23 protein-coding genes and 1 other RNA gene are annotated in these 24,107 nt (G+C 58.3%); 17 read left to right on the top strand and 7 right to left on the bottom strand.

Annotated features, from left to right (window positions below; all coding sequences use genetic code 11):
* Positions 1-230: 230 nt before the first annotated feature.
* Positions 231-1,469: a phosphoglycerate dehydrogenase gene (gene serA / locus AFK67_RS16975; RefSeq protein WP_007718931.1), complete on the top strand. Its 1,239-nt coding sequence runs from the start codon at positions 231-233 to the stop codon at positions 1,467-1,469.
* Positions 1,470-1,555: 86 nt separating this feature from the next.
* Here the strand turns inward: serA and AFK67_RS16970 are convergent, their stop codons facing one another.
* From AFK67_RS16970 to zapA, 3 genes are all read right to left on the bottom strand, one after another.
* Positions 1,556-2,152 (bottom strand): 5-formyltetrahydrofolate cyclo-ligase, encoded by a 597-nt coding sequence (locus AFK67_RS16970; protein ID WP_032967001.1) that lies wholly within the window; start codon positions 2,150-2,152, stop codon positions 1,556-1,558.
* 16 nt (positions 2,153-2,168) lie between these two features.
* Positions 2,169-2,352, bottom strand: a non-coding RNA gene (ssrS, locus tag AFK67_RS22240) — 6S RNA.
* 41 nt (positions 2,353-2,393) lie between these two features.
* Entirely contained in the window at positions 2,394-2,723 is a 330-nt protein-coding gene (zapA, locus tag AFK67_RS16965) for a cell division protein ZapA (protein WP_004385658.1), read from the bottom strand.
* 161 nt (positions 2,724-2,884) lie between these two features.
* On the opposite strand from zapA, the gene AFK67_RS16960 reads away from it, so the two are divergent.
* The 8 genes from AFK67_RS16960 to AFK67_RS16925 all read left to right on the top strand — a co-directional run bounded on the left by AFK67_RS16960 (position 2,885) and on the right by AFK67_RS16925 (position 13,053).
* The gene (locus AFK67_RS16960) at positions 2,885-3,463 is read left to right on the top strand and encodes a YecA/YgfB family protein (protein WP_007752124.1); all 579 of its coding nucleotides are present in this window, start codon (positions 2,885-2,887) and stop codon (positions 3,461-3,463) included.
* 23 nt (positions 3,464-3,486) lie between these two features.
* Entirely contained in the window at positions 3,487-4,803 is a 1,317-nt protein-coding gene (pepP, locus tag AFK67_RS16955; protein WP_007718941.1) for a Xaa-Pro aminopeptidase, read from the top strand.
* Complete coding sequence (ubiH, locus tag AFK67_RS16950) at positions 4,800-5,978, top strand: 2-octaprenyl-6-methoxyphenyl hydroxylase (RefSeq protein ID WP_007718942.1); 1,179 nt, start codon at positions 4,800-4,802, stop codon at positions 5,976-5,978. Before pepP ends, ubiH begins: the two co-directional genes overlap by 4 nt.
* Before the next feature lie 10 nt (positions 5,979-5,988).
* Positions 5,989-7,191, top strand: coding sequence for an FAD-dependent 2-octaprenylphenol hydroxylase (gene ubiI / locus AFK67_RS16945; RefSeq protein ID WP_007718944.1), 1,203 nt, complete (start codon positions 5,989-5,991; stop codon positions 7,189-7,191).
* A gap of 422 nt (positions 7,192-7,613) precedes the next feature.
* The gene (gene gcvT / locus AFK67_RS16940; protein WP_007718945.1) at positions 7,614-8,711 is read left to right on the top strand and encodes a glycine cleavage system aminomethyltransferase GcvT; all 1,098 of its coding nucleotides are present in this window, start codon (positions 7,614-7,616) and stop codon (positions 8,709-8,711) included.
* A gap of 23 nt (positions 8,712-8,734) precedes the next feature.
* Positions 8,735-9,124: a glycine cleavage system protein GcvH gene (gene gcvH, locus AFK67_RS16935; protein WP_007718946.1), complete on the top strand. Its 390-nt coding sequence runs from the start codon at positions 8,735-8,737 to the stop codon at positions 9,122-9,124.
* A gap of 128 nt (positions 9,125-9,252) precedes the next feature.
* Positions 9,253-12,126: an aminomethyl-transferring glycine dehydrogenase gene (gene gcvP, locus AFK67_RS16930; RefSeq protein WP_007718949.1), complete on the top strand. Its 2,874-nt coding sequence runs from the start codon at positions 9,253-9,255 to the stop codon at positions 12,124-12,126.
* Positions 12,127-12,309: 183 nt separating this feature from the next.
* Positions 12,310-13,053: an SDR family oxidoreductase gene (locus tag AFK67_RS16925; RefSeq protein ID WP_038884465.1), complete on the top strand. Its 744-nt coding sequence runs from the start codon at positions 12,310-12,312 to the stop codon at positions 13,051-13,053.
* A 156-nt stretch (positions 13,054-13,209) separates the two neighbouring features.
* Here the strand turns inward: AFK67_RS16925 and AFK67_RS16920 are convergent, their stop codons facing one another.
* Together AFK67_RS16920 and AFK67_RS16915 are read right to left on the bottom strand one after the other, a co-directional pair.
* Positions 13,210-14,643 (bottom strand): 6-phospho-beta-glucosidase, encoded by a 1,434-nt coding sequence (locus AFK67_RS16920; protein ID WP_038884463.1) that lies wholly within the window; start codon positions 14,641-14,643, stop codon positions 13,210-13,212.
* 152 nt (positions 14,644-14,795) lie between these two features.
* Positions 14,796-15,524 (bottom strand): MurR/RpiR family transcriptional regulator, encoded by a 729-nt coding sequence (locus AFK67_RS16915; RefSeq protein WP_032967003.1) that lies wholly within the window; start codon positions 15,522-15,524, stop codon positions 14,796-14,798.
* A 177-nt stretch (positions 15,525-15,701) separates the two neighbouring features.
* On the opposite strand from AFK67_RS16915, the gene yqfB reads away from it, so the two are divergent.
* Together yqfB and trhA are read left to right on the top strand one after the other, a co-directional pair.
* The gene (yqfB, locus tag AFK67_RS16910; RefSeq protein ID WP_007718961.1) at positions 15,702-16,016 is read left to right on the top strand and encodes a N(4)-acetylcytidine aminohydrolase; all 315 of its coding nucleotides are present in this window, start codon (positions 15,702-15,704) and stop codon (positions 16,014-16,016) included.
* A gap of 164 nt (positions 16,017-16,180) precedes the next feature.
* Positions 16,181-16,834 (top strand): PAQR family membrane homeostasis protein TrhA, encoded by a 654-nt coding sequence (trhA, locus tag AFK67_RS16905; protein ID WP_007718962.1) that lies wholly within the window; start codon positions 16,181-16,183, stop codon positions 16,832-16,834.
* A gap of 130 nt (positions 16,835-16,964) precedes the next feature.
* On the opposite strand, the gene ygfZ is transcribed toward trhA, so the two are convergent.
* Positions 16,965-17,954 carry a tRNA-modifying protein YgfZ gene (gene ygfZ, locus AFK67_RS16900; protein WP_007718964.1) on the bottom strand — a complete coding sequence of 330 codons (990 nt, stop codon included), beginning with the start codon at positions 17,952-17,954 and terminating at the stop codon, positions 16,965-16,967.
* Positions 17,955-18,231: 277 nt separating this feature from the next.
* On the opposite strand from ygfZ, the gene sdhE reads away from it, so the two are divergent.
* Together sdhE and AFK67_RS16890 are read left to right on the top strand one after the other, a co-directional pair.
* Positions 18,232-18,498: an FAD assembly factor SdhE gene (gene sdhE, locus AFK67_RS16895; protein WP_007718966.1), complete on the top strand. Its 267-nt coding sequence runs from the start codon at positions 18,232-18,234 to the stop codon at positions 18,496-18,498.
* On the top strand, positions 18,479-18,892 hold the full coding sequence (locus tag AFK67_RS16890; protein ID WP_032967004.1) for a protein YgfX: 414 nt from the start codon (positions 18,479-18,481) through the stop codon (positions 18,890-18,892). The genes sdhE and AFK67_RS16890 overlap by 20 nt, the downstream gene beginning before the upstream one ends.
* A 15-nt stretch (positions 18,893-18,907) precedes the next feature.
* Here AFK67_RS16890 and fldB read toward each other — a convergent pair whose 3' ends face one another.
* The gene (gene fldB, locus AFK67_RS16885) at positions 18,908-19,429 is read right to left on the bottom strand and encodes a flavodoxin FldB (protein WP_007718971.1); all 522 of its coding nucleotides are present in this window, start codon (positions 19,427-19,429) and stop codon (positions 18,908-18,910) included.
* 101 nt (positions 19,430-19,530) lie between these two features.
* On the opposite strand from fldB, the gene xerD reads away from it, so the two are divergent.
* The 4 genes from xerD (at position 19,531) to prfB (ending at position 24,101) form a co-directional block, all read left to right on the top strand.
* Positions 19,531-20,427: a site-specific tyrosine recombinase XerD gene (gene xerD / locus AFK67_RS16880; protein ID WP_032967006.1), complete on the top strand. Its 897-nt coding sequence runs from the start codon at positions 19,531-19,533 to the stop codon at positions 20,425-20,427.
* A gap of 22 nt (positions 20,428-20,449) precedes the next feature.
* The gene (dsbC, locus tag AFK67_RS16875; RefSeq protein ID WP_007752085.1) at positions 20,450-21,169 is read left to right on the top strand and encodes a bifunctional protein-disulfide isomerase/oxidoreductase DsbC; all 720 of its coding nucleotides are present in this window, start codon (positions 20,450-20,452) and stop codon (positions 21,167-21,169) included.
* A gap of 3 nt (positions 21,170-21,172) precedes the next feature.
* Entirely contained in the window at positions 21,173-22,906 is a 1,734-nt protein-coding gene (recJ, locus tag AFK67_RS16870; RefSeq protein WP_007718979.1) for a single-stranded-DNA-specific exonuclease RecJ, read from the top strand.
* Positions 22,907-23,002: 96 nt separating this feature from the next.
* A protein-coding gene (gene prfB / locus AFK67_RS16865) for a peptide chain release factor 2 (protein ID WP_097564053.1) occupies positions 23,003-24,101 on the top strand; the annotation gives its coding sequence in 2 pieces (ribosomal slippage) (positions 23,003-23,077 and positions 23,079-24,101; 1,098 coding nt in all).
* Positions 24,102-24,107 lie beyond the last annotated feature (6 nt).

The raw sequence follows: 24,107 nt of genomic DNA, 5'->3' as shown, positions 1-24,107 counted from the left end.
TTTCCCTGCGTTAAATTTGGTGACATCTCTCACATTTTTGTTTCCATCCTGTTAATCCTTCCGTCATATTTCTGACATGCCATATTTTGTCCTGCCTTTTATCTCTCCGTGATATTTCTTCAACATCGCGACGCAAACGTTCATATTGCCGGGAACGCAAATTTTGATATGTTGACAGAAGGCTGGCTTATTTCAGCTACATAACAGTTCAGACAAGACAGGGTCGGGAAATGGCAAAAGTATCGCTGGAGAAAGACAAAATTAAATTCTTGCTGGTGGAAGGCGTTCACCAGAAAGCCATCGATAGCCTGCGCGCTGCAGGTTATACCAACATTGAATATCACAAGGGCGCGCTCGACAGCGAGCAGCTGAAAGCGTCCATCCGCGATGCGCATTTTATCGGCCTGCGATCCCGTACTCATCTGACTGAAGAGATTTTCGCCGCTGCGGAAAAACTGGTGGCGGTCGGCTGCTTCTGCATCGGCACCAACCAAGTGGATCTGGACGCGGCGGCGAAGCGCGGCATTCCGGTTTTTAACGCGCCGTTCTCTAACACCCGCTCGGTGGCTGAACTGGTGATCGGCGAGCTGCTGCTGCTGCTGCGCGGTATTCCGGAAGCAAACGCCAAAGCGCATCGCGGTATCTGGAACAAACTGGCGGCAGGCTCTTATGAGGCACGCGGCAAAAAGCTGGGGATTATCGGCTACGGCCATATCGGCACCCAGCTCGGCATCCTGGCGGAATCGCTGGGCATGAACGTTTTTTTCTATGATATCGAAAGCAAACTGCCGCTCGGTAACGCCACGCAGGTACAGCATCTCTCCGATCTGCTTAATATGAGCGACGTAGTGAGCCTGCACGTGCCGGAAAACGCGTCGACCAAAAACATGATTGGCGCCGAAGAGCTGGCGCTGATGAAGCCCGGCGCGCTGCTGATCAACGCCGCGCGCGGCACCGTGGTCGACATTCCGGCGCTCTGCGAGGCGCTTTCCAGCAAACATCTGGCGGGCGCGGCGATTGACGTATTCCCGGTCGAGCCTGCGACCAACAGCGATCCGTTTAATTCGCCGCTGTGCGAGTTCGACAACGTGATCCTGACGCCGCACATCGGCGGTTCAACGCAGGAAGCGCAGGAGAATATCGGTCTGGAAGTGGCGGGCAAGCTCGCGAAATACTCCGACAACGGCTCCACGCTCTCGGCGGTGAATTTCCCGGAAGTTTCTCTGCCGCTGCACGGCGGCAGCGTCAGCCGTCTGCTGCATATTCACGAAAACCGTCCGGGCGTCCTGACCGCCATCAACCAGATTTTCGCCGAGCAGGGCATCAACATCGCCGCGCAGTTCCTGCAAACCACCCCGCAGATGGGCTATGTGGTTATCGATGTCGACGCGCCGGAAGAGGTGGCGAACAAAGCGCTGCAAAGCATGAAGGCTATTCAGGGCACCATCCGCGCTCGTCTGCTTTATTAATGGTGCGTGCCGGGTGGCGTGACGCTGCCTGGTTCTGCACTCTCGGTGCGAAAGCCGGGTCGCTTGATTGCGGCCCGGCTTTTCTTTTACCAGCGCCAGGTTTGCGTTGGCGTTATCACCGCAGGCAGCGGAATATCCCACTCTTCCACGGGCAGGCGCTCCACCTGCTGGCAGTCGTGCGCGTAACCGACCGGGAAGAATCCGTGGTCGCGCCAGTGTTGCAGGGTGCGATCGTAAAAACCGCCGCCCATACCGAGGCGCTGGCCCGTACGGTCAAACGCCACCAGCGGTGTGATCAGCACGTCGAGCCTGTCGAGCGGCAATACATGGCGCACATCGAGCGCGGGCTCAAGAATTTTCAGACGATTGGTGGAGAGCAGGCTGTCCGGCAGATAGCGCAGAAATAAAAGATTGCCGGGGCTGAAAGGGTGGAGCACGGGCAGGTACACCTGTTTCCCGGCGCGCCACAGGCCTTCAATCAGCGGACGGGTGTCGAGCTCGCCATCGAACGAGAGAAATACTGCGACGGTGCGCGCTTCCACAACCGGTGCGAAGCCCAGCATACGTGCGGCGGCCCGCTCGGCGAAATGCGCCTGCTGTTCGGCCGTCAGCGCGCGGCGCTGTTGACGTATGGTTTTACGGATTTGTTGTCGGAGGTCGGTACTGACAGGAAGTTGATTCATGGTAGTAAAAAGAAGGGGAATCTCCGAGATGCCGCCGCAGGCTGTAACCCTTGAACCCGTGGTTCAAGGTGAATGCGTCGTCACGGTTTTAAGGCTTCTCGGACGAACCGAGCATGCTCACCAACCGTGGAGCGTCACATTCTGTTTTTTTGAAATATCGGCTCAGGGGACTGGCCCGCTTGCGAACATCTCAGAGAAATTTTTTCTTCACGGTCACTCTACCATAGTAAACCCTGAAGCGTTATTCAAACTTTGGCTCCGCTCTTTCACTTATGCGACCTTGCTCAAGTAATGCTTGCTCAATGGTCTGCTGGAGCATCCGGATACGCTGTTCCATGTTGGCCGCGTAGTCACGGGTTTTCACTTTTTCCTGAGCCAGTTCATAACAGATGTTCAGCGCTGCGATGAAAACTAACTGCTCAGTATTGGTGACTCTAGTGCGAACTTTCAGATCTTGCAACCGTTGATTCAGCTCGTCCGCAGCCTGATTCAGTGCATCTCGCTGTTCCGGCGGGCAATTCACCCGTAGTGAACGGCCAAAAATTTGGATATCGACTGGTTGTGCAGACATTCCACTTTCCTGCTGTTGACTCGCCAACCATTCGCGCCGGGGCTGCGAAGGGGCGACACTATAGCTACCCTGATATGAAGACACAAGCCCTTTTCTGGTATCACCAGGGCACGAAGTGGTAGCATAACACGAACTCATCCTCCCAACGACGACGAATGCGCATGTCTATACAGAACGAAATGCCTGGTTACGACGAAGTCGGCCAGTTGCTCAATCAGCAAGGCGTGGGCCTGACCCCCGCAGAAATGCACGGCCTTATCAGTGGAATCCTGTGCGGTGGCAACCATGACAGCAGCTGGCAACCGCTGCTGCATGACCTCACCAACGAGGGCCTGGCGTTCGGCCAGCAGCTCGCGCAGGCGCTGCGTCAGCTGCACGCCGCCACCAGCGATACGCTGGAGGATGACGGTTTCCTGTTCCAGCTCTGGCTGCCGGACGGCGATGATGTCTCGGTTTTCGACCGCGCCGACGCGCTGGCAGGCTGGGTCAACCATTTCCTGCTGGGCCTTGGCGTGACGCAGCCGAAGCTCGATAAAATCACCGGCGAAACCGGCGAGGCTATCGACGATCTGCGTAACATCGCCCAGCTCGGCTATGACGAAGGCGAAGATCAGGAGGAGCTGGAGATGTCGCTTGAGGAGATAGTCGAGTATGTGCGCGTTGCGGCGCTGCTCTGCCATGACACCTTTACGCGCCAGACGCCCACTGCGCCAGAAGTGAAAAAGCCGACGCTTCACTAAAATTCGTTTACTCAGGAGGTGCAATGACACAGCAAGAGTTTCTGCGACGCCGTCAGGCGTTGCTGGCGAAAATGGCGCCCGCCAGCGCGGCGCTGATCTTTGCCGCGCCGCAAGCGACGCGCAGCGCCGACAGCGAATATCCGTATCGCCAGAGCAGCGATTTCTGGTACTTCACCGGCTTTAACGAGCCTGAAGCCGTGCTGGTGCTCATCAAAAGCGATGAGACCCACAGCCACAGCGTTATCTTCAACCGTCTGCGCGATAAAACCGCGGAGATCTGGTCTGGCCGTCGTCTCGGGCAGGATGCGGCACCGGCGAAGCTCGGTGTTGACCGTGCGCTGGCCTATAACGAAATCGACGAGCAGCTCTATCAGTTGCTCAACGGGCTGGATGTGGTCTATCACGCGCAGGGCGAATACGCTTATGCCGACACCATCGTTTTCGCCGCGCTCGATAAGCTGCGTCGCGGTTCGCGTCAGAACCTCTCGGCACCCGCCACGCTCACCGACTGGCGTCCCTGGGTACACGAATTGCGCCTGTTTAAATCCCCGGAAGAGCTGGCTGTGATGCGCCGCGCCGGTGAAATCAGCGCGCTGGCGCATACCCGCGCCATGCAAAAATGCCGTCCTGGCATGTATGAATATGAGCTGGAAGGCGAAATTCTGCATGAATTCACCCGCCACGGCGCGCGTTTTCCTTCCTATAACACCATCGTGGGCGGCGGCGAAAACGGCTGCATCCTCCATTATACCGAAAACGAAAGCCAGCTGCGCGACGGCGATCTGGTCCTGATCGACGCCGGATGTGAATACCGGGGCTACGCGGGCGATATCACTCGCACTTTTCCGGTAAACGGCAAATTCACCCCGGCTCAGCGCGCCGTCTACGACATCGTGCTGGAGTCGCTGGAAACCGCGCTGCGTCTCTTCCGTCCCGGCACGTCGATCCAGGACGTCACCGGCGATGTCGTACGCGTGATGGTCAAAGGGCTTATCGGACTTGGCATTTTGCAGGGCGATGTGGAACAGCTGGTCGCCGATAACGCGCATCGTCCGTACTTTATGCACGGGCTCAGCCACTGGCTGGGGCTCGATGTGCACGATGTTGGGTTCTACGGCCCGGATCGCTCGCGCATTCTGGCGCCGGGCATGGTCATTACCGTTGAGCCGGGCCTCTATATCGCACCGGACGCCGACGTGCCGGAGGCGTATCGCGGCATCGGCATTCGTATCGAAGACGATATCGTCATCACCGAAACCGGTAACGAAAACCTCACCGCCAGCGTCGTAAAATCAGCAGATGACATCGAAGCGCTGATGGCGGCGGCGCGGCGCTCATGAGCGTGATTATCGCAGGCGGCGGCATGGCTGGCGCGACGCTCGCGCTGGCTATCTCTCGCTTCACTCATGGCGCGTTGCCGGTACACCTGGTGGAAGCCAGCGCGCCGGAATCCGCCGCGCATCCAGGCTTTGATGCCCGCGCCATCGCGCTTGCAGACGGCACCTGCCGGGAGCTCGCACGCGTCGGCGTCTGGCAGGCGCTCGCCTCCTGCGCCACGCCTATCACCACCGTTCACGTTAGCGACCGCGGTCACGCCGGTTTTGTGACGCTCAACGCGCGCGATTACCAGACGCAGGCGCTGGGCAACGTGGTCGAATTACACGACGCCGGACAGCGGCTTTTCAGCCTGTTGCGTAAAGCGCCAGGCGTTCATCTGCATTGTCCGGCCCGCGTGGTGACCATTACGCGTCGTGAAGCGGCGGTCAGCGTGCAGCTTAATAGTGGCGAAACGCTGGAAGGGCAGATACTGGTCGCCGCCGACGGGTCGCGGTCGTCCATCGGCGCGCAGTGCGGCATCGAATGGCGTCAGCAGCCTTATCATCAGGCGGCGATTATCGCCAATGTCGCGACTGCGGTGCCCCATCAGGGCCGCGCGTTTGAACGTTTCACCGAGCACGGTCCGCTGGCGCTGCTGCCGATGTCCGGGGGGCGCAGCTCGCTGGTCTGGTGCCATCCGCTGGATAAACAGGCGCAGGTGCTCGGCTGGAGCGATGAGCGCTTCTGCCAGGAGTTGCAACACGCCTTCGGCTGGCGGCTCGGTCGTATTACGCACGCGGGCGCGCGCAGCGGTTATCCGCTCGCGTTAAGCCTTGCCTCACGCGTGATTTCGCACCGCACGGTGCTTGTCGGCAACGCCGCCCAGACGCTGCATCCGATCGCCGGTCAGGGCTTTAACCTCGGTCTGCGCGACGTTATGACGCTCGCCGAGACGCTGGCGCAGGCGTTCGCGCACGGTCAGGATATCGGCGCCTGGCCGGTGTTAAGCGCGTATCAGCAGCGCCGCGAGCAGGATAAAGCCGCGACGATCGGCGTTACCGACGGGCTTGTGCAGCTTTTCGCCAACCGCTGGTCGCCGCTGGTCGTCGGGCGCAACCTTGGCCTGATGGCGATGGATCTATTTACCCCGGCGCGTGACGCGCTGGCCAGACGCACCCTGGGTTGGGTGGCGCGCTAAGGAGTCGAATGTGCAAAGTGTAGATGTAGCGATTGTCGGCGGCGGCATGGTCGGGCTGGCGGTGGCCTGCGGGCTGGAAGGCAGCGGGCTGCGCGTCGCGGTGCTCGAACAGCGCGCGCCGCAGCCGCTGGAGGCGGACGCGCCACCGGCGCTGCGCGTCTCGGCGATAAACGCCGCCAGCGAAGCGCTCCTCAAACGGCTTGACGTCTGGGAAACCATCACCCGCGATCGTGCCGCGGCCTATCACGGTATGGAAGTCTGGGAGAAAGACAGCTTCGGGCGCATCGCGTTTGACGACGCGTCGTTCGGCTTTAGTCATCTCGGGCACATTATCGAAAACCCGGTTATTCACCATGCTCTCTGGCAAAAGGCGCAGCAGTGCAAGTCCGTGACGCTGATGGCCCCCGCGACGCTGCAACAGGTCGCCTGGGGTGAAAACGAAGCCTTTATCACGCTCGAAGACGGCAACATGCTGACGGCGCGTCTGGTCGTGGGCGCGGATGGCGCCAACTCCTGGCTGCGCGCGAAGGCGGAGATCCCGCTGACGTCATGGGATTACCAGCATCATGCGCTGGTCGCCACCATCCGCACCGATGAGCCGCACGGCGGCGTGGCGCGACAGGTATTTCACGGCGACGGCATTCTGGCGTTCCTGCCGCTGGGCGATCCGCATCTTTGCTCCATCGTCTGGTCGCTCTCGCCGCAGGAGGCGGATCGGATGCAGCAGGCCCCCGCGTCTGCGTTTAATCAGGCGCTCTGTGTGGCGTTCGATAACCGTCTGGGCCTGTGCGCGCTGGAGGGCGAGCGTCAGGTCTTTCCGCTCACCGGGCGCTATGCGCGTCAGTTCGCCGCGCACCGTCTGGCGCTTGTCGGCGACGCCGCGCACACTATTCATCCGCTGGCCGGGCAGGGGGTTAACCTCGGCTTTATGGACGCAGCTGAACTGATAAGCGAACTGCGTCGCCTGCATCAGCAGGGCAAAGATATCGGTCAGCATCTCTATCTGCGCCGCTACGAGCGCAGCCGCAAGCACGCCGCCGCGATGATGCTTGCGGGCATGCAGGGTTTTCGCGAACTCTTCTCCGGCTCCAACCCGGCGAAAAAGCTGCTGCGCGATCTGGGCTTAATGTTTGCCGATAAACTGCCGGGCGTTAAACCGCAGCTGATTCGCCAGGCGATGGGGCTGAATGACCTGCCCGAGTGGTTGCGTTAACTGCGTCACACTTCTCTTTCCGCGACCCGGAAAGAGAAGTCTCTTCCCGTTTGAAATATTCTAATTTCACTCTCTTTTTCGGATTAGTTTTTTTAATCTCTGGTTTTTTGCGCCGTCGTTATTTTCCCTTCAAAACAGCGGTTTCTGCCCGGTTATTTTAAAAAGACGGCAGACCTTTAGCGTTTCACTCACGCCTGAAACCATTCAGGCAGTGTTTAATTCTGTCACCCACAAAGCCTTTTCTGGTCATAAGCTAATCTGATGGCTCAGTTCAGCTTATGGTTTACGCCCCCGTTCGGTGATAAGTTCGAACGCAAGATAACGTTTGCGTCGCCGCCGGGATCGGCGTCGGCGCCGGGTTTCACTCAGGGCGTTTCGCTGTCTGAAACCCACACCAACCCGGCTGACAGGATGAGGAAAAGATGGCTCAACAAACCCCGTTGTATGAACAGCACAACCTCTGCGGCGCGCGCATGGTGGATTTCCACGGCTGGATGATGCCGCTGCACTACGGCTCGCAGATTGACGAACACCATGCGGTGCGCAACGACGCGGGGATGTTTGATGTCTCCCATATGACCATTGTCGACTTGCGCGGCGCGCGCACCCGCGATTTCCTGCGCTACCTGCTGGCAAACGACGTGGCGAAGCTGACCCAGCCGGGTAAAGCGCTCTATACCGCGATGCTCAACGCCTCTGCCGGGGTGATTGACGACCTCATTGTTTACTTCATGACGGAAGACTATTTCCGCCTTGTGGTGAACTCTGCCACCCGCGAAAAAGACCTCGCCTGGATCAACGAGCATGCCGAGCCTTACGGCGTTGCCGTTACCGTGCGCGACGATCTCTCCCTTATCGCTGTTCAGGGCCCGAACGCGAAGGCCAAAGCCGCCACGCTGTTTAACGATGCGCAGCGCAAGGCCGTCGAAGGCATGAAGCCGTTCTTTGGCGTGCAGGCAGACGAGCTGTTTATCGCCACCACCGGGTATACCGGCGAAGCGGGTTATGAAATCGCGATGCTGAATGAAAAAGCGGCCGGGTTCTGGAGCCAGCTGGTGGAAGCGGGTGTGAAGCCCTGCGGCCTCGGCGCGCGCGACACGCTGCGCCTTGAAGCGGGTATGAATTTGTATGGTCAGGAGATGGACGAGGGCGTTTCGCCGCTCGCCGCCAACATGGGCTGGACGATCGCCTGGCAGCCGGAAGACCGCGATTTCATCGGTCGCGACGCGCTGGAAGCCCAGCGTGAGAACGGCACCGAACAGCTCCTGGGCCTGGTAATGACCGAAAAAGGCGTGCTGCGTAACGATCTGCCGGTGCGCTTCACTGACGCCCAGGGCAACGCCTGCGAAGGCATTATCACCAGCGGCACGTTCTCGCCGACGCTCGGCTACAGCATTGCGCTGGCTCGTGTTCCGGCGGGTATCGGCGATACTGCCATTGTGCAGATCCGCAACCGCGAAATGCCCGTAAAGGTCACTAAACCCGTTTTCGTGCGCGCCGGTAAACCGGTCGCGCAGTAAGTTTTGTTATCAGGAGAGAAGCAATGAGCAATGTGCCAAACGAACTGAAATACAGCAAAGAACACGAATGGCTGCGTAAGGAAGCGGACGGTACTTACACCGTCGGGATCACCGAGCACGCGCAGGAACTGCTGGGCGACATGGTGTTTGTTGATTTGCCAGATGTCGGTTCTACCGTCAGCGCGGGCGACGACTGCGCCGTAGCGGAGTCCGTAAAAGCCGCCTCTGACATCTACGCGCCGGTCAGCGGCGAGATCGTGGCCGTCAACGATGCGCTGAGCGACGCGCCTGAACTGGTCAACAGCGAGCCGTACGGCCAGGGCTGGATTTTCAAAATCAAAGCCAGCGACGAGGCCGAAGTGGCCGCGCTGCTGGATGCCAGCGCGTATGAAGCGCTGTTAGAAGACGAGTAATTCGCGTCCCGGCCCCTGAGTTACGCTCAGGGGCCAGTGTAAGCGCCGCGCTGCGCGCCGCTCCCGTCGGGAGCACGACTTACCATCGCATTAATTTGCCTCACTGCACGTTTCAGGAAATATCGCCCATGACCCAGACCCTGAGCCACCTGGAAAATCGCGACGCTTTTATCGGGCGTCATATCGGACCGGGTGTTGACCAGCAGCAGGAGATGCTGCGCACCGTTGGCGCCGACTCGCTGGATGCGCTGATTTCGCAAATCGTTCCTGCGGATATCCAGCTTGAGACGCCGCCTGATGTCGGCAACGCCGCGACCGAATTCGCCGCGCTGGCGGAGCTCAAAGCCATCGCCGGGCGCAACAAGCGCTTTAAAAGCTATATCGGCATGGGTTACGCCGCGGTGCACACTCCGCCGGTCATCCTGCGCAACATGCTGGAAAACCCAGGCTGGTACACGGCCTATACGCCTTACCAGCCGGAAGTGTCTCAGGGACGTCTCGAAGCGCTGCTTAATTTCCAGCAGGTGACGCTGGATCTGACCGGGCTCGATATCGCCTCCGCCTCGCTACTTGATGAAGCGACCGCGGCGGCGGAAGCGATGGCGATGGCTAAACGCGTCAGCAAGCTGAAAAACGCCAACCGTTTCTTTGTCGCGGCGGATGTACACCCGCAGACGCTGGATGTGGTGCGCACCCGCGCCGAAACCTTTGGTTTTGACGTGATTGTCGATGACGCGCAAAAGGCGCTTGATCATCAGGATCTGTTTGGCGTGCTGTTGCAACAGGTCGGCACCACCGGCGAAGTGCATGACTATCGCGAACTGATGAGCGAGCTGAAATCCCGCAAAGTGATTGTGAGCGTGGCGGCAGATTTTATGGCGCTGGTGCTGCTGACGGCGCCGGGCAAACAGGGCGCGGATATTGTCTTCGGCTCCGCCCAGCGTTTCGGCGTGCCAATGGGCTACGGCGGCCCGCATGCGGCGTTCTTTGCCGCCAGCGACGAATTTAAACGCTCTATGCCCGGGCGCATCATCGGCGTGTCGAAAGATGCCGCCGGTCGCACCGCCCTGCGCATGGCGATGCAGACCCGCGAGCAGCATATTCGTCGCGAGAAAGCGAACTCCAACATCTGTACCTCGCAGGTGCTGCTGGCCAATATCGCGAGCCTTTACGCCGTGTTCCACGGCCCGGAAGGGCTAAAGCGCATCGCCAGCCGTATTCACCGTTTTGCCGATATCCTGGCGGCGGGCCTGCAACGCAAAGGGCTGAAGCTGCGTCACGCCACCTGGTTTGACACGCTGTGCGTTGAGGTTGCCGATAAAGCCGCCGTGCTGGCGCGCGCGCAGGCGCAGGAAATCAACCTGCGCAGCGATATTCCCGGCGCGGTCGGCATGACGCTTGATGAAACCACCACCCGTGCTGACGTTCAGGCGCTGCTGCGTGTCGTGACCGGCGATGACGCGCAGGTCGATATCGACGCGCTGGATAAAGAAGTCGCGCACGACAGCCGCTCCATTGCGCCCGCCATGCTGCGCGACGACGCCATCCTGACGCATCCGGTTTTTAACCGCTACCACAGCGAAACCGAGATGATGCGCTATATGCACAGCCTTGAGCGTAAGGATCTGGCGCTGAACCAGGCAATGATCCCGCTCGGCTCCTGCACCATGAAGCTCAACGCGGCGGCGGAGATGATCCCCATCACCTGGCCGGAATTCGCCGAGCTGCATCCGTTCTGCCCGGCCGATCAGGCCGAAGGGTATCTGCAGATGATCAGCCAGCTCTCCGACTGGCTGGTGAAACTCACCGGCTATGACGCGCTCTGCATGCAGCCGAACTCCGGCGCGCAGGGCGAGTACGCGGGCCTGCTGGCGATTCGCCACTATCACGAAAGCCGTAACGAAGGCCATCGCGATATCTGTCTCATTCCGAGCTCCGCACATGGCACCAACCCGGCGTCGGCGCAGATGGCGGGGATGCAGGTGGTGGTGGTCGCCTGTGATAAACATGGCAACATCGACCTCGCCGATCTGCGCGTGAAGGCCGAAACGGCGGGCGAAAAGCTCTCCTGTATTATGGTGACGTACCCGTCCACCCACGGCGTGTATGAAGAAACTATTCGTGAAGTCTGCGATATCGTGCATCAGTATGGCGGCCAGGTTTATCTCGACGGCGCCAACATGAACGCCCAGGTAGGTATCACGTCGCCGGGCTACATTGGCGCGGATGTCTCGCATCTTAACCTGCATAAAACGTTCTGCATTCCGCACGGCGGCGGCGGTCCGGGCATGGGGCCGATTGGCGTGAAAGCGCATCTGGCGCCGTTCGTTCCGGGTCACAGCGTCGTGCAGATTGAAGGTATGCTGACCTCGCAGGGCGCGGTGTGTGCCGCCCCGTTCGGCAGCGCGTCGATTCTGCCGATAAGCTGGATGTATATCCGCATGATGGGCTCAGAAGGGCTGAAAAAGGCGAGCCAGACGGCGATCCTTAACGCCAACTACATCGCCAGCCGTCTGAAAGACGCCTATCCGGTGCTCTATACGGGCCGCGATGGCCGCGTGGCGCATGAATGTATTCTGGATATTCGTCCGCTGAAAGAGACCACCGGCATCAGCGAACTGGACATCGCCAAGCGTCTTATCGACTACGGCTTCCACGCGCCGACCATGTCTTTCCCGGTCGCAGGCACGCTGATGGTTGAGCCGACGGAATCGGAAAGCAAAACCGAACTGGACCGCTTTATCGACGCGATGCTGGCTATTCGCAGCGAAATCGACCGTGTGGCGCAGGGCGAATGGCCGCAGGATGACAATCCGCTGGTCAACGCGCCGCACGTCCAGCGCGAACTGGCGCAGGCGTGGGAACACGCTTACAGCCGCGAGCTGGCAGCATTCCCGGCAGGTTTCGAGAATAAATACTGGCCGACCGTGAAGCGTCTCGATGACGTCTACGGCGACCGTAATCTGTTCTGCTCCTGCGTGCCGATGAGTGAGTATCAGTAACGTTCGGGTTAACGCAATCCCACGACAAAGGGCGCTTCGGCGCCCTTTTTTATTCCGCTGCATCCAGTGCCACACCATGGCTACCTGATTTGTAGAGTGTCCCTGCGTTACGCACAGCGGTAAGTTATCGGGCTCACTCTTATGCAGAAAAGCCTGCTGTACCACACGATGAAAAGGAAAAGTATGTCTATTGCACTGGTTACCGGCGCGAGCCGCGGCATTGGCAGGGCGACGGCGCTGCTGCTGGCCACGCAGGGTTATACCGTAGCAGTCAATTATCTCAGTAACGCCGCGGCGGCGCAGGAGGTGGTTGACGCGATTACCGTCAGCGGCGGGCGGGCCTTTTGCGTGCAGGCGGATATCAGCGACGAGCGGCAGGTGATGGCGATGTTTGCGACCCTCGACGAGCAGGGCGAGCCATTAACTGCGCTGGTCAACAACGCCGGCGTTCTGTTTACCCAGTGCATGACAGAGAAGCTGACCGCCGAGCGTATCAACAAGGTGCTGGCTACCAACGTCACCGGCTATTTTCTTTGCTGCCGCGAGGCGGTGAAGCGAATGGCGCATCATCACGGCGGGCAGGGCGGCGCGATAGTGAATGTCTCGTCCGCCGCGTCGCGTCTTGGCGCGCCTGGCGAGTATGTCGATTACGCCGCGTCAAAAGGGGCGGTGGATTCGCTGACCATCGGACTGTCGCTGGAAGTCGCCGCGCAGGGCATCCGCGTTAACGGCGTGCGGCCAGGGCTTATCTATACCGATATCCACGCCTCCGGCGGTGAGCCCGGACGCGTCGATCGCGTGAAATCCGCGTTGCCGATGCAGCGCGGTGGGCAGCCGGAAGAAGTGGCCGAAGCCATCGCGTGGCTGCTCAGCGACAAAGCCTCGTACGTGACGGGGAGTTTTCTCGATCTCGCGGGTGGGAAATAGGGTCGTTTGACTGGCGGGTGCGCTGCGCTTACCCGCCCTACGGGACAAGCATCATCCACATGGTTGTAGGGGGCAGGTAAGCGCAGCGCACCCACCGCCATGCCAGCCTGCGGGGGTTTACACCCTCTCCCCATGGGGAGAGGGCCTGGTGTGAGATCAGAGCGACTCGCCGTTGCTCGCAATCACCCCCTGATACCACGCAAAACTTTTCTTGCGCGAACGGGACATATCGCCCGTGCCGTCATCGTGTTTGTTCACATAGATAAAACCGTAGCGCTTGCTGTACTGCCCGGTGGTGAACGACACGCAGTCGATGCAACCCCACGGCGTATAGCCCAGCAAATCAACGCCGTCGTAAGTCACCGCTTTCATCATCTGCTCGATATGGGCGCGCAGATAGTCGATGCGGTAGTCGTCGTTGATGCTGCCGTCTTCTTCCACTTTATCGTAAGCGCCAAAACCATTTTCGACGATAAAGAGCGGCTTCTGGTAACGCTCATACAGCTCGCATAGCGCATAACGCAGGCCCACCGGGTCAATCTGCCAGCCCCAGTCCGACGCCTTCACATGCGGATTCGGCACGCTGCCCTGGAAACCGCTTAGCGCGTCGCCGCTGCCGCCGTCGGCTTTTACCGCGTTGGTCATGTAATAGCTGAAGCCCAGATAGTCGCAGCAGCCTTCGCGCAGGATCTGCGTGTCGCCGTCTTCCATCCTGATGTTAAAGCCGCGGCGCTCCCACTCGTTCAGCACGTAAGACGGGTAGTAGCCGCGCAGCTGGACGTCGGTAAAGACATAACGCTCACGCATCGATTCCTGCGCATACATCACGTCTTCCGGCTTACAGGAGGACGGATAGAGCGGCACCATCGCCAGCATGCAGCCAATTTTCATCTCGGGGTTGATGCGATGGCCAATTTTCACCGCCATGGCGCTCGCCACAAACTGATGGTGCAGCACCTGGTACATCGTCTCTTCCGGGTTATCGTGTTCGGTATAGACCACGCCGGAGCAACAGTAACCGAACAGCGGCGCGCGCCAGTTGCGCTGGTTATTGATCTCGTTAAAGGTCATCCAGTATTTGACCTTATTCTTGTAGCGCTCAAACACCACTTCGGCGAAGCGCACAAAAAAATCCACCACTTTACGGTTGGTCCAGCCGCCATACTGCTGCACCAGATGCAGCGGCATTTCAAAATGCGAGAGCGTAATAACCGGCTCGATGTTGTATTTCAGCAGTTCATCGAACATATCGTCGTAAAACTGGAGGCCCGCTTCGTTGGGCTGCGTTTCATCGCCGTTGGGGAAGATGCGCGTCCAGGCGATGGACGTGCGGAAACATTTAAAGCCCATTTCGGCGAATAGCTTAATGTCATCTTTGTAATGCCCGTAGAAATCGACGGCCTCGTGGTTCGGGTAATATTTGCCCGGCACGACTGACTCAGTAATTTCACGCGGTACGCCGTGCGCGCCGCCGGTCAGCACGTCGCAAATGCTTGGCCCTTTGCCGCCCTGATCCCAGCCGCCTTCTACCTGATGCGCGGCGACCGCGCCGCCCCATAAAAAGTCTTTCGGTAATTTAAGCTGTTTCATCGAGTCATCTCATCGAAAATGAATATTAAAGTTGATTAATAACGATAAATTAATAGAAGCTGACAGCGAGTCTAGCAAAGGGAATACAAAAGTCACGCTATAACAAATAGCGTATGGCGTGACTTGTTACAAATGAAAAACAGGATGTTTTTTTATGCCAGTTTTTTCGCCAGTTTGCGGCCGAGCGTTTCGAGAATATAGATGACGGGGATTTGCGTGGTAATGTCGTACACGCCTGCGATGCGCGTTTGCGGGACATGCCATGAGAGATTGAAATCAGCAAGCTTCGCCAGCGACGAGTTTTCGTGGCTGGTGACAGAGAGCACTTTGCAGCGGTGCAGGCTGAACTGACTGGCGAAACGCAGGATCTCTTCGGTCTCGCCGGAGACGGAAAGCACAATTGCCAGCGCGTTCTTCGCCATATCGTTAGTGACTGGAAAATAAGGATCGTCAATATGATTACTGAATTTCCCGACATTTGAGAAAAAACGCGCGCCATATTTCGCCAGCGCGCCGGATGTGCCCGCGCCAACAAATATAATTCGCTCTGATTCGAGAATAATATCTACTGCTTCTTCAAGTAACGCATCGAATTCATCATTATTGACGCTACGGAAAAAACTAATAATTTCGCTGGCGCCAAAATTCGCCTGCTGCGGTTCATTCTGCTCCAGATATAATTTAAAACGCACGCGGAATTCGGAATAGCCTTCGCAATTCAGCTTGCGGCAGAAACGCAGCACCGTGGTAGTAGAAACGCCCGCTGCGTCCGCCAGTTCGCGGATGGTCATGTACATCACTTTGTCGCGGTTTTTGACCACAAAATTATAAACCATCATCTCAAGATTATTGAGGCTGGCGACAGCGGAGTGGGTAAACATCGTCACGGCGGAACATCCTTTGGTTAATGCTTTCGGGCTCCGGCGCGGTTTTTAAGCGGCGTCGGTTCGTTCATGCTGCCATAAATCGCGGCGGCGCGCGCCACTCTTTATACCCCGCAATGGCGTCTGCCTGCCGCCCGGCTTATGATGGGCCTTTACGTTAACTAAAGACGCGCCATGAAAAACGACATCACTTTTTACTCCCGCTTTCAGCAGGACATTCTTAACGGCACCAAAACCATCACCATCCGTGACGCCAGTGAATCACACTTCATGCCGGGCCAGCGGCTGCGCACCGGGCGCTACGAGGATGACGGCTATTTCTGCACGCTGGAAGTGCTAAGCGTGACGCCGGTAACGCTGGCGCAACTGAATGAAGAACACGCTCGTCAGGAAAACATGACGCTGGACGCGCTGAAAAAGGTCATTGGGGACATTTACCCGGGTCTCGGTGAGTTGTATGTGATTGCTTTTAAAAAGGTTGCCGAATAAAAAACGTGCGTGCGCAGAAGGGCAAAACCGGTGCGGTCTGCCGCTGCGCCAGGCTGTTACGGGCTGTCACAGATTTATTTTAGCGAACAGGTGTTCACTGAAATCATTCTCAGTTAGGCTATGTGGGCTGCGTTTTTTTTATTCAGTTTTACCGGAGTTGCCACATGGTTCGTAAACCATTACTTGCGCAGGGATATTCACTGGCTGAGGAAATAGCCAACAGCATCAGTCACGGAATCGGACTGGTGTTCGGAATTGTCGGGCTGGTGTTATTACTGGTCCAGGCCGTGGACAGCAATGCTGACGTCACCGCCATCACCAGTTACAGCCTTTATGGCGGCAGCATGATCCTGCTGTTTCTCGCCTCGACGCTTTATCACGCCATACCGCACGCGCGGGCCAAAATCTGGCTTAAAAAGTTCGACCACTGCGCCATTTATCTCTTAATTGCAGGCACGTATACGCCGTTTTTGCTGGTCGGGCTTAAGTCGCCGCTGGCGCATGGCTTGATGATAGTTATCTGGGGGCTGGCGCTACTCGGCATCCTCTTTAAGCTCACCATCGCACACCGGTTTAAGGTGTTGTCGCTGGTCACTTACCTGATGATGGGCTGGCTGTCGCTGGTGGTTATCTATCAGATGGTGATGAAGCTCGCGCCTGGCAGCGTGACGCTGCTCGCGGCAGGGGGAATCATCTATTCGCTGGGCGTGATTTTTTACGTCTGCAAACGCATTCCGTACAACCATGCCATCTGGCACGGTTTTGTTCTGGGCGGGAGCGTCTGTCACTTCCTGGCTATCTACCTCTATATCCGCTAACGGCAGCGTTACCGTAAGCGCATCGGTGGGTAGGCTCGCGTAAGACATACGGAATTCCCGCCAGACAGGTGGTTACCGGCCTGGCGGGAATAGTCCATACAATACACGGCGTTTGATGACGCGAAAGCCGTTACGCCTCTTCGAGCGAATAGGGCAGCGGCTCGATGTGCAGCGTGTGCGCGCCGCTCTCTTCACGAACGCGGAACACGGTGTCGGCTTCCAGATCGTTATTCATCACCACCTGCGCCAGCAGACGACCGTCATCCAGTTGCACTGCCGCCAGCACCGTGCCGGTGCGACGCCAGTTCTCGCCCATCTGCATTTCGATATCTTCACCCGCCTCTGGCACGCGGCTGCCTGCCCCGGCCAGAGACCAGAGCGCGCGTTTATTCGCGCCGCGGAATTTCGCTCGCGCCACCATCTCCTGGCCTGCGTAACAGCCTTTTTTAAAGCTGATGCCGCCCAGCGCCTGCATGTTGGTGGCCTGCGGAATAAACTGGTTGCTGTTCGGCGCGTCGATAACGGGCAAACCGGCTTCAATGTCCAGCGCAAGCCACTGCGCGCTCGCGTTCAGCTGCGCTTCGCCACGGAGTTTTTCCGCAAGCTGAGCCGCAGTTTCCTCATTGGTGACTATCAAAAAACGCTCCGCAGGCAGGCCGAGCCACAGGAGCGTGGTGGTGCCGTCTGTCACGCGCTGGTTTTGCTCATCCGGCAGCGAGGCGAAATGGTTCGCCAGCGCCGCGCGCGCCTGGAAACCGGCCACGCCCAGCAGCACCGCATCGTCGGCAGGCGCGAGAGTGACTTTCGAGAAAACCGCATACTTTTTCATTTCAGCCAGTTGCGCGTCGCGCACGCTGCGCCGTTCAATCCAGGCGAAACCGTCACTGTTGCGGAACAGACGCAGGTTGCTCCACATTTTGCCCTTCGCGTCGCAGTGCGCCACCAGCAGATGCTGGTTCTCGCCAAGCTGGGTGACGTCCGCCGTGACCTGGCCCTGAAGATACTTTTCACTGTCCGGGCCGGTTATGGTCGCCAGCGCCCAGTCTTCAAGCGAAATAAGCGTCAGCGGCAGGCGCGCGCTGGCGGCTGGCTGACGGGGAGGAAATGGAGTAAATGCCATAAATAAAGTCCCAATGTGCTATCGCAATAATGGTCCACGCGAGTGGAGAGATAGCTTCATATTGTTAAAGAGCCGCCGGAGTTTGCAAGCCTTTTAGCATCCCCTTTTGTGCCGTTAACGCGTTCTTCGAGACAACTCGCAGGAAAAAATGTCGGTTGCACCCCAAAAGTTATATTCAGGATAACGCCTCGCAATTACTCATATTGGACTCAATGATGTGTGGAAAACGCGTTACACTATCCGCCGTCATTCAACAGTGGTTTAGCAGGTAAGAGACATGGATATTAATAATAAAGCCCGTATTCACTGGGCATGTCGCAGAGGTATGCGTGAGCTGGACATTTCCATCATGCCTTTCTTTGAGCACGACTATGACTCCCTGAGCGAAGAAGACAAACGCGTCTTTGTGCGCCTGCTGGAGTGTGACGATCCTGATTTATTCAACTGGCTGATGAACCACGGCAAACCGGCCGATGCGGAACTGGCGCGGATGGTGCAATTGATCCAACAACGGAATCAGGAACGTGGTCCTGTGGCACTCTGATCTTCGCGTCTCATGGCGCTCGCAGTGGGTGTCGTTGCTGCTGCATGGCGCGGTAGCCGTGATTATTTTGCTGCTTCCGTGGCCGCTGCGGTATCTGCCCGTCTGGATGCTGCTGCTGTCTCTGGTGGTGTTTGACTGCGTTCGCAGCCAGCGGCGTATCAATGCGTTTCACGGAGAGGTCAGCCTGACGGCGGACTATCAGCTACGCTGGCAGGGCGTTGACTGGGAGATCTGCGCGACGCCCTGGATGCTGCGCAGCGGCATGATGCTGCGTCTTCGGCATCCAAAAACGACGCGCAGCCACCATGTGTGGCTGGCATCGGACAGTATGACGGCGAAGGAATGGCGCGATTTGCGTCGGCTTTTACTACAGCAGCCGGTGCGGGGCCGCTGAAGCAGCAGGCAATGCTCAGGAGAAGTGCGTCGCCATTTCGCCGAGGATCTGCTCGCACCAGCTTTCAATGCGGCTATCGCTCAGATCGTACTGGTTGGTTTCATCCAGCGCCAGGCCGACAAACAGCTGGCCATCCGCAATGACAGGTTTTGGGCTTGTAAATTCATAGCCTTCCGTGGGCCAGTAGCCGACAAATTTCACGCCTTTAGGGCTAAGCTTGTCGTGCAGCATGCCGAGTGCGTCAAGGAACCATTCGCCGTAGCCCAGCTGGTCGCCCATGCCGTAAAGCGCCACAATTTTTCCGTCGAGGTTTAACGCGTCCAGTTGATCCCAGATGGCTTCCCAGTCTTCCTGGAGTTCGCCGAAATCCCAGGTCGGAATGCCGAGGATCAGCACATCATACTGCTCCATGAGCGTCGGCGAGTCGTCTTTAAGGTTATGCAGCGTGACCAGTTCAGGACCAATAATATCGCGGATTTTTTCTGCCGCCATTTCGGTGTAACAGGTGCTGGAACCATAAAAAAGACCAATGTTCATAGCGATAACGTCTCATTTCCTATTCTGCAGAACCGCCAGTGTATCAGATCCCGTCTCCAGTCAGGCATAATGCAGCGATGAGGAGCGTATGTGAGGTGGCAATGGAACAGGATTTAGCGCGTATCGAACAATTTCTCGATGCGCTCTGGCTGGAGCGCAACCTGGCCGAGAACAGCCTGAACGCATACCGGCGGGATCTTAAAATGGTGGTGGAGTGGTTGCACCATCGTGGGCTTAGCCTCTCGACCACGCAGAGCGGCGATCTCCAGGCGCTGCTGGCGGAGCGCGTTGAAGGCGGCTACAAAGCCACCAGTACTGCCCGCATGCTGAGCGCCGTGCGCCGGTTGTTTCAGCATCTGTACCGTGAAAAAATTCGCGATGACGACCCCAGCGCGCTGCTGGCGTCGCCAAAGCTGCCGCAACGTCTGCCTAAGGATTTAAGCGAGGCGCAGGTTGAGCGTCTCCTGCAGGCGCCGACGGTCGATCAACCGATTGAACTGCGCGATAAAGCCATGCTGGAAGTGCTATACGCCACGGGGCTGCGCGTTTCTGAGCTGGTCGGATTAACCATGAGCGATGTCAGCCTGCGTCAGGGCGTCGTGCGCGTTATCGGTAAAGGCAACAAAGAGCGGCTGGTGCCGCTTGGCGAAGAGGCCGTCTACTGGCTGGAGCACTACCTTACGCATGGCCGCCCGTGGCTACTTAACGGCCAGTCGCTGGATGTTCTCTTTCCGAGCAACCGCGCTCAGCAGATGACACGACAGACCTTCTGGCATCGCATCAAACATTATGCTCAACTGGCGGGCATCGACAGTGAAAAGCTTTCGCCGCACGTTTTACGCCATGCGTTCGCCACGCATCTGTTAAATCATGGCGCCGATTTGCGCGTGGTGCAGATGCTGCTGGGACACAGCGATCTCTCCACCACGCAAATCTACACGCATGTGGCGACGGAACGATTACGGCAACTTCATCAACAGCACCACCCCAGAGCGTGAGTGCCGAATTTAAGGACACGTTATGAAAAAAACTATTGCGCTGCTCTCCGTTACGCTGGCGGCTTTCTCAGGCTTTGCCCAGGCGGATGACGCGGCCATCAAGCAGTCGCTGACCAAACTGGGCGTGGCGAACGCTGAAATTCAGCCTGCTCCGCTGGCGGGCATGAAAACGGTGCTGACCGAAAGCGGCGTTATCTACGTGACCGAAGACGGTAAACATATCATTCAGGGCCCGCTGTATGACGTCAGCGGCGGGCAGCCGGTCAATGTGACCAACCAGATGCTGATGACCAAACTCAACGCGCTCGACAAAGAGATGATCGTCTACAAAGCGCCGCAGGAGAAGCATGTCATCACCGTCTTCACCGATATCACCTGCGGCTATTGCCACAAGCTGCATGAAGAGATGAAAGACTACAACGCGCTCGGTATTACGGTACGTTACCTGGCCTTCCCGCGTCAGGGGCCGCGCAGTGAGCCGGCAAAAGATATGCAGGCTATCTGGTGCGCGAAAGACCGCAACAAAGCCTTCGATAACGCGATGGGCGGCGGCAAAGTGGCAGCGGCCAGCTGTAATATCGACACCGCGAAACATTACGAGCTCGGCGTGCAGTTTGGGGTACAGGGGACGCCTGCGATTGTCCTGAGCAACGGCGCGATGGTGCCGGGCTATCAGGGACCAAAAGAAATGAAAGCGTTCCTGGATGAGCATCAGAAACAGCTTTCGGCGAGCGGGCAGTAACGAGTGAGCAAACAGACGCAACTTCGCAGGCGTTCGTCAGACGAAGCCATTACCTTGCCGGAGAGTTTACCGCCGCTGCTGCGCAGGCTTTATGCCAGCCGCGGCGTGCGCAGCGCGCAGGAGCTGGAGCGCAGCGTAAAAGGCATGCTGCCCTGGCAACAGCTGTGCGGCATTGAACAGGCGGTCGCGATGCTCCATGACGCCTTGCGTGAAGGGCTGCGCATTATCGTCGTGGGCGATTTCGATGCCGACGGCGCTACCAGTACCGCGTTAAGCGTGCTGGCGCTTCGCGCGCTCGGCGGCGGCAATGTCGCTTATCTGGTGCCTAACCGGTTCGATGACGGCTACGGGCTTAGCCCGGAGGTCGTCGATCAGGCCCACGCGCGCGGCGCGCAGATGATCCTCACCGTCGATAACGGCATCTCATCACATGCAGGCGTTGCGCGCGCGCATGAGCTGGGCATTCCGGTGCTGGTTACCGATCACCATTTACCGGGCGATACGCTGCCCGCCGCGGGCGCTATCATCAACCCGAACCTCGCGGAATGTACGTTTCCGTCGAAATCGCTCGCAGGCGTGGGCGTCGCGTTTTACCTGATGCTTGCCCTGCGCGCGCATCTGCGAAGCGTTGACTGGTTTACGGAAAAAGGCATTCCTGAGCCGAACCTCGCGGAGTTTCTCGACCTGGTGTCGCTTGGCACCGTGGCGGACGTCGTGCCGCTTGATGCCAATAACCGGATTCTTATCTGGCAGGGGCTGAGCCGCATCCGCGCCGGAAAATGCCGTCCCGGCATTCGCGCGCTGCTGGAGATAGCCAACCGCGAGGCGCATCGCCTTACGGCAAGCGATCTCGGCTTTGCGCTCGGCCCGCGGCTCAACGCGGCAGGGCGACTGGATGATATGTCCGTCGGCGTGGCGCTGCTGCTGTGCGATAACATCGGTGAAGCCCGTATGCTCGCGAACGAACTCGACGCGCTGAACCAGACCCGCAAAGAGATTGAGCAGGGGATGCAGGCGGAGGCGCTGACGCTGTGTCAGCAACTGGAGCGTAGCGGCGAAGCCTTGCCGAGCGGCATCGCGATTTTCCATCCTGAATGGCATCAGGGCGTGGTGGGTATTCTCGCCTCGCGCATCAAAGAGCGTTTCCATCGCCCGGTGATTGCCTTCGCGCCAGCGGGCGAGGGCATACTCAAAGGCTCAGGGCGTTCGGTGCAGGGGCTGCATATGCGCGACGCGCTGGAGCGTCTCGACACGCTCTACCCTGGCATGATGCTGAAATTTGGCGGGCACGCGATGGCGGCCGGTTTGTCGCTGGAAGAGGCGCGCTTTCCGGAGTTTCAGGCGCGCTTCGCAGAGCTCGTCAACGCGTGGTTAGATCCGGCGATGTTGCAGGGCGAGATCTGGTCTGACGGCGCGCTCGCCCCGCAGGAGATGACGCTCGACGTGGCAGAAATGCTGCGCGACGCGGGCCCGTGGGGGCAGATGTTCCCGGAGCCGCTGTTCGACGGGCGTTTTCGCATTCTTCAGCAGCGTCTGGTTGGCGAGCGTCATCTGAAGCTGATGCTGGAGCCGGTCGGCGGCGGGCCACTGTTGGATGGCATCGCGTTTAACGTCGACACCACCTGCTGGCCCGATCCGGGTGTGCGCGAAGTGGAGCTCGCCTATAAGCTTGACGTTAACGAGTTTCGCGGCAATCGCAGCCTGCAATTAATTATCGACCATCTCTGGCCCGTTTAGCGCCAGGATGAACTATAAAAGGCGGCGTAAATCCGGTAAACTTTCCGTTTTACGACCGCATTTTGCCCATCTTCATCACTAAAAGATTCTACAGCCATGTTTGAAATTAATCCGGTAAAGAACCGCATTCAGGACCTCACGGAGCGCTCAGACGTTCTTAGGGGGTATCTTTGACTACGATGCCAAGAAAGAGCGTCTTGAAGAAGTAAACGCCGAGCTGGAACAGCCGGACGTCTGGAACGAGCCCGAACGCGCGCAGGCGCTCGGCAAAGAGCGTTCTTCCCTTGAAGCTATCGTCGAGACGCTGGATCAAATGTCTCAGGGCCTCGATGACGTAGCGGGGCTGCTTGAGCTTGCCGTTGAAGCGGACGATGAAGAAACCTTCAATGAAGCGGTGGCCGAGCTGGATCAGCTGGAAGCCAAACTCGCGCAGCTTGAATTCCGCCGCATGTTCTCCGGTGAATATGACAGCGCCGACTGCTACCTGGATATCCAGGCGGGCTCCGGCGGCACCGAGGCACAGGACTGGGCCAGCATGCTGCTGCGTATGTATCTGCGCTGGGCTGAAGCGCGCGGCTTCAAAACCGAAATCATCGAAGAGTCCGAAGGCGAAGTGGCTGGCCTGAAATCCGCCACCATTAAAATCTCCGGCGATTACGCGTTTGGCTGGCTGCGCACGGAAACCGGCGTACACCGCCTGGTCCGTAAGAGCCCGTTCGACTCCGGCGGTCGCCGCCACACCTCTTTCAGCTCTGCGTTTGTGTATCCGGAAGTGGAAGACGATATCGATATCGAAATCAACCCGGCGGATCTGCGTATCGACGTCTATCGCGCGTCGGGCGCGGGCGGTCAGCACGTTAACCGTACGGAATCCGCGGTGCGTATTACCCACATTCCGACCGGTACGGTGACGCAGTGCCAGAACGACCGTTCTCAGCACAAGAACAAAGACCAGGCCATGAAGCAGATGAAGGCGAAGCTGTACGAGCTGGAAATGCAGAAGAAAAATGCTGAGAAGCAGGCGCTGGAAGATAACAAGTCCGACATCGGCTGGGGCAGCCAAATTCGCTCCTACGTACTGGACGATTCCCGTATCAAAGATCTGCGCACCGGCGTTGAAACCCGCAATACCCAGGCGGTGCTGGACGGCGATCTGGATAAATTCATCGAAGCAAGTCTGAAAGCAGGGTTATGAGGAACC

Source organism: Cronobacter dublinensis subsp. dublinensis LMG 23823, from assembly GCF_001277235.1.
GTDB lineage: Bacteria > Pseudomonadota > Gammaproteobacteria > Enterobacterales > Enterobacteriaceae > Cronobacter > Cronobacter dublinensis.
This window is presented reverse-complemented; position numbering and strand designations above follow the sequence as displayed.

What these genes read in the sequence shown, in the direction of transcription:
- serA (WP_007718931.1), top strand. Translation starts at nt 231, where the DNA reads ATGGCAAAAGTATCGCTGGAGAAAGACAAAATTAAATTCTTGCTGGTG.
- AFK67_RS16970 (WP_032967001.1), bottom strand. Translation starts at nt 2,152, where the DNA reads ATGAATCAACTTCCTGTCAGTACCGACCTCCGACAACAAATCCGTAAA.
- zapA (WP_004385658.1), bottom strand. Translation starts at nt 2,723, where the DNA reads ATGTCTGCACAACCAGTCGATATCCAAATTTTTGGCCGTTCACTACGG.
- AFK67_RS16960 (WP_007752124.1), top strand. Translation starts at nt 2,885, where the DNA reads ATGTCTATACAGAACGAAATGCCTGGTTACGACGAAGTCGGCCAGTTG.
- pepP (WP_007718941.1), top strand. Translation starts at nt 3,487, where the DNA reads ATGACACAGCAAGAGTTTCTGCGACGCCGTCAGGCGTTGCTGGCGAAA.
- ubiH (WP_007718942.1), top strand. Translation starts at nt 4,800, where the DNA reads ATGAGCGTGATTATCGCAGGCGGCGGCATGGCTGGCGCGACGCTCGCG.
- gcvT (WP_007718945.1), top strand. Translation starts at nt 7,614, where the DNA reads ATGGCTCAACAAACCCCGTTGTATGAACAGCACAACCTCTGCGGCGCG.
- gcvH (WP_007718946.1), top strand. Translation starts at nt 8,735, where the DNA reads ATGAGCAATGTGCCAAACGAACTGAAATACAGCAAAGAACACGAATGG.
- gcvP (WP_007718949.1), top strand. Translation starts at nt 9,253, where the DNA reads ATGACCCAGACCCTGAGCCACCTGGAAAATCGCGACGCTTTTATCGGG.
- AFK67_RS16925 (WP_038884465.1), top strand. Translation starts at nt 12,310, where the DNA reads ATGTCTATTGCACTGGTTACCGGCGCGAGCCGCGGCATTGGCAGGGCG.
- AFK67_RS16920 (WP_038884463.1), bottom strand. Translation starts at nt 14,643, where the DNA reads ATGAAACAGCTTAAATTACCGAAAGACTTTTTATGGGGCGGCGCGGTC.
- AFK67_RS16915 (WP_032967003.1), bottom strand. Translation starts at nt 15,524, where the DNA reads ATGTTTACCCACTCCGCTGTCGCCAGCCTCAATAATCTTGAGATGATG.
- yqfB (WP_007718961.1), top strand. Translation starts at nt 15,702, where the DNA reads ATGAAAAACGACATCACTTTTTACTCCCGCTTTCAGCAGGACATTCTT.
- trhA (WP_007718962.1), top strand. Translation starts at nt 16,181, where the DNA reads ATGGTTCGTAAACCATTACTTGCGCAGGGATATTCACTGGCTGAGGAA.
- ygfZ (WP_007718964.1), bottom strand. Translation starts at nt 17,954, where the DNA reads ATGGCATTTACTCCATTTCCTCCCCGTCAGCCAGCCGCCAGCGCGCGC.
- sdhE (WP_007718966.1), top strand. Translation starts at nt 18,232, where the DNA reads ATGGATATTAATAATAAAGCCCGTATTCACTGGGCATGTCGCAGAGGT.
- fldB (WP_007718971.1), bottom strand. Translation starts at nt 19,429, where the DNA reads ATGAACATTGGTCTTTTTTATGGTTCCAGCACCTGTTACACCGAAATG.
- xerD (WP_032967006.1), top strand. Translation starts at nt 19,531, where the DNA reads ATGGAACAGGATTTAGCGCGTATCGAACAATTTCTCGATGCGCTCTGG.
- dsbC (WP_007752085.1), top strand. Translation starts at nt 20,450, where the DNA reads ATGAAAAAAACTATTGCGCTGCTCTCCGTTACGCTGGCGGCTTTCTCA.